The sequence below is a fragment of the Methylobacterium sp. B1 genome (assembly GCF_000333255.1).
Lineage (GTDB): Bacteria > Pseudomonadota > Alphaproteobacteria > Rhizobiales > Beijerinckiaceae > Methylobacterium > Methylobacterium fujisawaense.
In genome coordinates, this window is the sequence record NZ_BACT01000088.1 from 1 (window position 1) to 2628 (window position 2628).

The 2628-nt window shown below is 74.6% G+C and carries 3 protein-coding genes; all 3 read right to left on the reverse strand.

Annotated elements, in window-relative coordinates; genetic code table 11:
• Positions 1-1031, reverse strand: a 1031-nt coding sequence (locus tag I53_RS02520) for a BatD family protein (RefSeq protein WP_106428168.1), incomplete at its 3' end; no start/stop codon positions are given.
• Complete coding sequence (locus tag I53_RS02525; RefSeq protein ID WP_051044630.1) at positions 1025-1945, reverse strand: tetratricopeptide repeat protein; 921 nt, start codon at positions 1943-1945, stop codon at positions 1025-1027. The genes I53_RS02520 and I53_RS02525, both read right to left, overlap by 7 nt.
• The coding region (locus I53_RS02530; RefSeq protein WP_043346272.1) for a VWA domain-containing protein at positions 1945-2628 on the reverse strand (684 nt) is incomplete at its 5' end. The genes I53_RS02530 and I53_RS02525, both read right to left, overlap by 1 nt.

Below are 2628 nucleotides of genomic sequence, written 5' to 3' on the forward strand. Positions count from 1 at the left end.
GGACGGGCCGCCGCCTGCAGCGCGCGCCGGGTCGGGCGGGACAGGCGCAAGGAGGGCCGGCCCAGGCCGAAGCCGATCAGCGCCAAGCCCAGCCCGAAGGCGGCCAGCGCCGAGGCGGCGACCACGAGCGGCGAGGGGATCGCGGGGGGCGCCCGGTCGGTCTCCCGGTCGGGCAGGCCGCCGCCGATCTGCCGGGCCGGGATCTCGGTCTCGCGCATGGTGCGGGTGTTGGTGTCGAACCACGGGATCGCGATGGCGTCGAGGGGGATGATCTCCGGCACGCCGGGCTTCACGTCCCACTGGTAGGTGGCCCGCGCCACGGGGCCCGAGGGGGTCAGCAGGGTCTCGCGGGTGACGGGGCCCGCGAAGGTGATGATGCCGCGCGTGCGCATGACCGGCCGGGGCGGCAGGCCCTCCGCGACCATGCCCTGCGCCTCCAGGGTGACGATCCGGCGGGTGGTCTCGCCGACCTTGATGGTCTCGGGATCCGGGCTCCAGGAATCGGTGATCGCCACGTCCTTGGCCGGCAGCCACCAGGGCTCCTTGGCGTCGGGGCCGCCGCTGGGCTCGGTCCATTGTGCGACCGGGAAGGGGATCGGCTTCGAGCGCACCTCGACCACCCGCCGCTCGCCGACATCGTTGACGGTGAGCTTGTGGGTGAACGGCTCGATGGTGAACTGCCCGGCATGGTGTGGGAAGACCGCCACGGTGCGGTCGAACGCGATGGCGCTCTGGCCGTCGGGAAGCTTGGTCTTGCTCCAGTGATCCCGGCCGAGCTGCGTCCAGGAGAAGTTGGCAAGGGAGGGCTGCACCACCTCCTCGAGCAGGATCGGCTGCTTGTAGACCCCGTGGATCTTCAAGAGCACCATCTCGCGGGAGAAAGGCGCGCTGTTGCCGTTCAGTTCGGCGGTCACCGTCAGGGTGAGGTCGCCCGGCTCGATCTCCGCGCGGGCGGGGAGGGGAGCGAGGAGGGGAGCGAGGAGGAGGAGCGCGCGGGCGCGCCTCTCGAAGATCCCAGAAAAACTCACCACGGGTTGCTCCCGGCGGGAATCGCGGTGCCGGCCTCGACCCGGCGGGTCTGCTCGGCGCGCAGGCGCAGCTTGAGATAGCGGCCGGGATCGTCCGGCAGGGTCTGGAGCCAGAGCCGGTCCGGTCGGATCTCGTGGGCCTCGAAGCTCTTGGTCACCCGGCGGACCTCGCGCTCGGGCGCCTCGGCCACCATGGCGGAACCGCCCCCGGTCCGGCCCCGGCCCGCCGCGTCGCCGGCCGAGCCCCGGGCCTGGCCCTTGCCGGTGTCGATCGATTGCTGCTCGGCCTTGCCCCGGCGGGACACCTTGCTGTTGCCGGGCAGCGACGCGCTGGCGTTCGATTCCTTGTTGCCGGCGAGCCCCTCGCCGCTGGAGGCGGCGTTGATGTCGTTGTTCTGGTCCTGGTTGGCGGTGTTGTTGTAGCGGGCGCCGTACTGGGCGGTGCCGTTGGCGATGCCGCCGCCGGGCCCGCGATCGATCACCTCGGCCCGCATCCGGGCGATCAGCGAGCGGTTGGCCTGGGCGTCGGCATCGCGGGGGTTGAAGCGCAGGGCCTCGTCGTAGGCCGCCAGCGCGCCGTCGAGGTCGCCCGCCTTCGCGAGCGCGTTGCCGAGATTGTAGCTCGCGCGCCGCCCGCCGGTGCGGAACAGCGCGATCGCGTCCGCGTAGCGGCCGGCCTCGTAGAGCGCGGCGGCGCGCCAGGCCGGATCGACGAAGACGTCCGCGGCCAGCCCCGGCAGGCCGAGGCCCATCAGCAGGCGCCCGAAGCCGGTCCGGGGCTGCGAGACGGCGAGCAGCGCCAGGAGGCCGATCCCCGCCAGCGCCAGGCCGGCGATCCGGGCGCGGCGGCGCCAGCGCGGCGGCAGGCCGGCGCGGAGCGGGACGGCGAAGCCCATGTCGGGGAGGGTGAGCCGCATCAGGCGCTCCTGCGGAACAGGACCAGGACCGGCAGGGCCGCCAGCAGCAGCAGCCAGCGCCCGAGATCCGCATAGGCCAGGACGCCGTAGCCGCCCGCCGCGAGGTGCTGACTGAGCCCGGCGCCGACCGCGTCGAGCACCGGGCCGGGGGTCGCGATGTCGGCGACGGTGCCGCCGCCGGCCCGGACGAGGGCGTCGAGGGCGGCCCGGTCGGGCTTCGGTGCGCCGGGCGGCAGCGGCTTGTCGGCGGGGACGAACAGCGCCTGGAGCCGCCAGCCGTGCTCGGCGATGGCGCGGGCCTCGCGGGTGGCGGCCTCGCCGATGCCGTCGCCGTCGCTGATCAGCACCACGTCGGCCGCCACGACGTTGGCCTCCGCCAGGGTGCGGCGGGCCAGCGCCAGCCCGCGCTCGGGATGGGTGCCGCGGTCCGGCACCGTGTCGGCATCGAGGGCGAACAGGGTTGTGCCGAGGCTGTCGCGGTCGGTGGTGGGGGAGGCGGCGAGGTAGGCGTCGCCCGCGTAGACCACGAGGGCGACCGCCCGGGTGCCGGCGGCCTCGGCGACGGCGGCGGCGGCCTGCCGGACGCCCTGGAGGTTGCCGCCCTCCGTGACCGAGCGGGACAGGTCGACGACGATCACGGTCTCGTCGAGGTTGCGGAGGTCCGCCCGTCCGCCCGCTCCAAC